Raw genomic sequence first — 5,965 nt, forward strand, 5'->3', positions numbered from 1 at the left:
CACAATATCAATAAACCACCCAATAACGAACACGACAACATTACAAACCGCTACATCAGCGACCGCTTCCTGCCCGACAAGGCCATCGACCTCATCGACGAAGCATCGTCGAAGCTGCGCATTGAAATGGATTCCCAACCCGAAGAGCTGGACGAATTGGAGCGCCGGATCATGCAGCTGGAAATCGAACGCCAGGCGCTGAGGAAGGAGGACAGTCGCGACGCCAAGGAGAAACTGAAATCCCTGCTGGCTGAGTTGGAGCAGCAGAAGATCATGCGCGATAAGATCAAGTCCCACTGGCAGAAGGAAAAAAGCCTGTTGCACAAGCTGCGCGACCTGCAGGAAGAAACCGACAGGCTGCGCCTGCAGCAGCAGGATGCCGAAAGGCGCAACGACTACGAGCTGGCCTCGCAGATCCAATACGGCAGGCTGCCTGAAAAAAAGAAGGAAAGCGCAGCGGTGCAGGCGAGCCTGGAGAAACTGCAGAAGGTAAAGAAGATCCTGACCGAGCAGATCGGCGAAGAAGACATCGCCGAGGTCGTGGCCAAATGGACGGGGATCCCGGTAAGCAAACTGCTCGGCGGCGAAAAGGAGAAGCTGGTGCGCATGGAAGAGATCCTGAAGCAGCGGGTGATCGGGCAGGATGAAGCGGTCAATGCCGTCTCGAGAATTCTGCGCCGGGCCAAGGCCGGCCTGCAGGATCCCCACCGCCCCATCGGTTCCTTCATTTTTCTCGGACCGACCGGCGTAGGCAAGACCGAGCTGGCCAAGGCGTTAAGCGAATTCATCTTCAACAGCGAAAAAGCCATGGTGCGCATCGACATGTCCGAATACATGGAAAAGCATTCCGTGGCCAAGCTGATCGGCGCCCCTCCCGGCTACATCGGCTATGACGAAGGCGGGCAACTGACCGAGGCGATCAAAAGGAAACCCTACGCCCTGATCCTGCTCGACGAGATCGAAAAGGCCCACCACGACGTGTTCAACCTGCTTCTGCAGATCCTGGAAGACGGTCGCCTGACCGACGCCAAGGGCAAAACCGTCAATTTCAACAATACCATCATCATCATGACCTCGAACCTGGGGTCGGAGATCATCCAGGAGCAAAGCGATTACCAGGAGATCAAAGCCAGGGTGCAGGAGTTGCTCTACAAGTATTTCAAGCCGGAGTTCCTGAACCGCATCGACGAGATCATCACCTTCAAGCCCCTGACCCCGGAAAACATAGTGAAGATCGCCGGCCTGCAAATCGCGCAGCTGCAAAAATTACTCGCCGAGCAAAAAATCACCCTGACCGTTTCCGAGCCGGCCTTGGCCCAGCTCGCCGCGGCGGGCTTTCATCCCTCGCTGGGCGCCCGGCCGCTGCGCCGCGTCATCCAGCACGAGATCCAGGACAAGCTGGCCATGATGATCCTCGACGGCAGCCTGCCGGCCAACGCCAAGGTGCTCGTCGATTACAAAAAGGAAAATTTCGTATTCAAGGCCAGCGCCGGGGAAGGATGAATTTTCGTATCGTTACAAAGTAAACTATTTACAAAAAGCGGCCAAAGTGGTAAAATATAATATAGCCAAAGTCAATATCAACAAGGAGGTAACAACTATGGCTGATAAATCTTTCAACGCTTTTAAAATGGCTCAGCAACAGTTCGATAACGTTGCCGAAAAATTGGATCTGGACCAGGCGACCAGAGACTTGCTCAGAAACCCTTTAAGAGAATATCATTTCGCAATCCCGGTCAAAATGGATGACGGAACTGTTAAAATCTTTCAAGGTTTTCGCGTCCAGCACAACGACTCGCGCGGCCCCTGCAAGGGCGGCATCCGCTTCCATCCCCAGGAAACCATCGACACGGTCAAGGCGCTGGCCACCTGGATGACCTGGAAGTGCGCCGTGGTCGATATTCCCCTGGGCGGCGGCAAGGGCGGCGTCATCTGCGATCCCCACAACCTGTCGATGAAGGAGCAGGAGCAGATCTGCCGCGGCTGGGTCCGCCAGGTCGTGCGCAACGTGGGCCCGCTGCAGGATGTCCCCGCGCCCGACGTCATGACCAACGCCCAGCACATGATCTGGATGATGGACGAGTACGAAAAGCTGAGCGGCGGCAAGTACCCCGGCTTCATCACCGGCAAGCCGGTCGGCATGGGCGGTTCGCTGGGCCGGACCGAGGCCACCGGCTACGGGGCCGTTTACACCCTGCGCGAAGCCCTGAACGAGATGGGCATCGACATCAAGAAAACCAGCGCCGCTTTCCAGGGATTCGGAAACGTTTCGCAATACGCCGTCAAATTGTACCAGGAATACGGCGGCAAGGCGGTGTGCGTGTCCTATTGGGACCAAAAGGAAAACAAGTCCCATACCGTGATCAAGAAGAGCGGCATCAACCTGGAGGAATTGCTCGGCATCACCGACAAGTTCGGCGGCATCGACAAAGCCAAAGCCAAAAACCTAGGCTATGAAATCGGCGACGCCGAAGCCTGGATCCAGCAGGAGGTCGACATCCTCGTCCCGGCCGCCCTGGAAAACCAGGTCAACGCCAACACCGTCGAGAAGATTTCCGCCAAGGTGAAGATCGTTCTCGAAGGCGCCAACGGCCCGACCACCCCCGAGGCCGACGAGGTCTTTAAGAAGAAGAACATCTTCGTCATCCCCGATTTCCTGGCCAACGCCGGCGGGGTCACCTGCAGCTATTTCGAGCAGGTCCAGTGCAACATGAATTACTTCTGGACCAAGGAGGAGGTGCTGAGCAAGCTCGACAACATCATGACCTCGGCCTTCCATGCCGTCTACGCCTTGGCCAAGCAGAAGAAAGTATATATGCGCGACGCCGCTTACATGATCGCCGTTTCGCGCGTGGCCGAAGCCTGCAAATGGCGCGGCTGGGTATAAGCAGCACAAAAACCAATGGGGGATGTCTGGGCATCCCCCATTTTTTTCGAGCCTTATAGCAAATTCTAAAATTTGTTAGCTTTTTAAAACAAATTTTGAATTTGCTATCTAAGGCTCTTATCCAGCTATGCTGGGTTAGGGGGAAAAATGGAGCCAAGTAAAACGAACCCGCCGCAAAACGCCATTGACAAATTGCTGCATGACATGCGCGAACGGGCCAAGGAGCTGAACTGCCTTTACCAGGTCGAAGAGATCCTCAGCAAAACATCCCATGCCTCCCTGAAAGAAACTTTAACAAGCATCATTCAGACCATCCCGTCCGGATACCAGTTCCCCGAAATTTGCCAGACGCAAATTATTTATGAGAACTCCACCTATAAAAGTCCCGGTTTCATTCCTTCCACCCGCATCCAAACCGCGACGATCACCGTCGACGGCAAAGCCGTCGGCAGCATCGAGGTATCCTACGCCAAGGAAGTGCCGAAATCGGAAAACAGCTATTTTTTAAAGGATGAGCAGAAATTACTTGATACGATTGCGGAGCGCATCGGCCGCTCGATCATGCATTCCAAGCTGGAGCAGGTATCCAGGGAATGGGAAACAGCCCAAAAAGATCTAAAGGAAAAAAACAAGAAGGAATGGATGGTGGTAACTGACCTGCTGCGCCAAACCGACCAGCACCTTTATATCCACCTGGGCCGTAAAATGATTTATTATTTGTTCTGGAACGGGGTCAAGGAAGCCAAAGAACTATTGAATACCCTCAGCAAAGACCAGGACGATGGGTTTTCAGAGATCGTCAGTGAAGTCAACCGTCCCAGCCTGAAGAAATCACACCTAGAAACCATTACCCTGAGTGACGAAACTTTTAAAATTGCCGCCCAGTATCTTACCGACGAGGAAATACTGGCCCGCCTGCAAAAATGGATCCAGGAGGAAAAAGCCAGTTTTCTGATCCGGACCATCAACAATATCGACCTGCCTTTGGCGGAAATTATCAACGTCATCAACCAGTTCCACTACATCAGCGGCGGCAATTACGATCTTTCGCCGCCGACAGAAAAGGGGCTACGCGTTTCGCTGATCCGCCGTTTTTTTTCCGATCAGCTGGAATTCATCAATATCGCCAAGAACCACATCGAGGTGCGCCATTTTTACGATCTCATTCAAAAAATTATTTACCCGCTCAACGGTTATGGTCGTCTGGGAGGAAAAAGCGCCGGCTTGTTTCTGGCCCAGCAGATATTAAGCAAGCCGGGCGAACATTCCGCCATTCTCGGCAATTTGAAATTCCCGAAAACCTGGTACATCTCCACCGATACGATTCAAAATTTCCTCGATTACAATAACCTTGAGGAAGTGGTCGAACAAAAGTATAAGGAAATCGATCAAATCCGCCTTGAATATCAAAACATAGTCCAACTTTTGAAGAACTCTCATTTTCCGCCCGAAATCATCAAGGGATTGTCGGTCGCGCTCGACGACCTGGGCGACAAACCCCTGATCGTGCGCAGTTCGAGCCTGCTGGAAGACCGCATGGGAACGGCATTTTCCGGAAAATACAAGAGCCTTTTCCTGGCCAACCAGGGCAGCAAGAGCGAAAAACTGGAGGCCTTGACCGACGCCATTGCCGAGGTCTACGCATCCATTTTCGGTCCCGATCCGATCGAATATCGCATGGAAAGGGGGCTCTTGGATTTCCCCGAGGAAATGGGCATCATGATCCAGGAAGTGGTCGGCCAAAAAGTGGGCCATTATTTTTTCCCGGCTTTTGCCGGCGTGGCCTTCAGCAACAATGAATTTCGCTGGTCATCGCGCATAAAAAGGGAAGACGGACTGGCGCGCATCGTCCCTGGCTTGGGCACGCGCGCCGTCGACCGGGTCAGCAACGATTACCCGATCCTGATCTCGCCCGGGATCCCGAATTTACGGGTCAACGTCACCCCCGAGGAGACACTGCGCTATTCCCCGCAAAAAATAGACGTCATCAATCTGAAGACCTGCACTTTTGAAACTATTGATATCCGGGCGCTGCTGGGCGAATACGGCTCCGAGTACCCAAACCTGAAGCAGGTGGTTTCGGTCTATGAAGACGGCCACATCCATCCCCCCAGCGCGATCAACCTGGATTTCAAGAAAGACAATCTCTTGATCACCTTCGAGGGGCTGTTGACGCGCACGAATTTCTGCAAGCAGCTGCAAACTATCCTGAAGGTACTCCAAGAAAAAATAAACACGCCGGTGGACATCGAGTTCGCCTCGGACGGCCGGGATTTCTACCTGCTGCAATGCCGGCCGCAGAGTTCATCGGAAGGGAATATACGATATCCCCGAGGAACGGATCATTTTTTCTGCCAACCGCTACATCTCGAATGGAAAGATCCCCGACATCACCCACATCGTCTACGTCAACCCCGACGCCTACAGCAAGCTGGAAAAAGTGGAAACGATCATGGACGTGGGCCGGGCCGTCGGCAGACTGAACGGCCTGCTGCCCAAGCGCCAGTTCATCCTCATGGGGCCGGGCCGCTGGGGGAGCCGCGGCGACATCAAGCTGGGAGTCCCGGTCACCTATTCCGATTTCAACAATACCGCCGCCCTGATCGAAATCGCGCGCAAAAAGGGCAATTACGTCCCGGAATTGTCGTTCGGCACCCATTTCTTCCAGGACCTGGTCGAATCCTCCATCCGCTACCTGCCCTTGTATCCCGATGACGAGGGGGTCATGTTCAACGAAAAATTCCTCCTTTCCGCGACCAACTACCTGCCCGATATGCTTCCGGAATTCGCCGGCCTGGCCGACACCATCCGCGTCATCGATGTTCCCAAGGCGGCGGCGGGTAAAATACTGCGCGTGCTGATGAACGCCGATCAGAACGAGGCCATCGGCTTCCTGTCTACACCGGCCAGCGGCGGCGAACCGGTCAAGGAGCGCCGGGAGCATTCCGAAAGCGTCATGTTCGTCGCGGAGATCGAACAGGACGTGGAGAGCATGACTGTTCGACTGAATGGTCGCGGCTTCATCGAAGTCGTTCCGGCGTGAAGGTGCCGGAGTTGCAGAGTCAAGCTGCCGCATGC

At 54.2% G+C, this 5,965-nt stretch carries 4 protein-coding genes; all 4 read left to right on the top strand.

Annotation, left to right across the window (positions count from 1 at the left end):
* The first annotated feature begins 39 nt into the window (after positions 1–39).
* The 4 genes from NTW95_05835 to NTW95_05850 all read left to right on the top strand — a co-directional run bounded on the left by NTW95_05835 (position 40) and on the right by NTW95_05850 (position 5,930).
* Positions 40–1,503 (top strand): AAA family ATPase, encoded by a 1,464-nt coding sequence (locus tag NTW95_05835; protein MCX6556938.1) that lies wholly within the window; start codon positions 40–42, stop codon positions 1,501–1,503.
* 97 nt (positions 1,504–1,600) lie between these two features.
* The gene (locus tag NTW95_05840) at positions 1,601–2,887 is read left to right on the top strand and encodes a Glu/Leu/Phe/Val dehydrogenase (protein ID MCX6556939.1); all 1,287 of its coding nucleotides are present in this window, start codon (positions 1,601–1,603) and stop codon (positions 2,885–2,887) included.
* Positions 2,888–3,034: 147 nt separating this feature from the next.
* Complete coding sequence (locus NTW95_05845; protein MCX6556940.1) at positions 3,035–5,602, top strand: hypothetical protein; 2,568 nt, start codon at positions 3,035–3,037, stop codon at positions 5,600–5,602.
* On the top strand, positions 5,529–5,930 hold the full coding sequence (locus NTW95_05850) for a hypothetical protein (protein MCX6556941.1): 402 nt from the start codon (positions 5,529–5,531) through the stop codon (positions 5,928–5,930). Before NTW95_05845 ends, NTW95_05850 begins: the two co-directional genes overlap by 74 nt.
* The last annotated feature ends 35 nt before the right edge of the window (positions 5,931–5,965 follow it).

The organism is Candidatus Aminicenantes bacterium, assembly GCA_026393795.1.
GTDB lineage: Bacteria > Acidobacteriota > Aminicenantia > UBA2199 > UBA2199 > UBA2199.

Excerpts from the sequence above, each read along its gene's own strand:
- NTW95_05840 (MCX6556939.1), top strand. The coding sequence starts at position 1,601 with ATGGCTGATAAATCTTTCAACGCTTTTAAAATGGCTCAGCAACAGTTC.
- NTW95_05845 (MCX6556940.1), top strand. The coding sequence starts at position 3,035 with ATGGAGCCAAGTAAAACGAACCCGCCGCAAAACGCCATTGACAAATTG.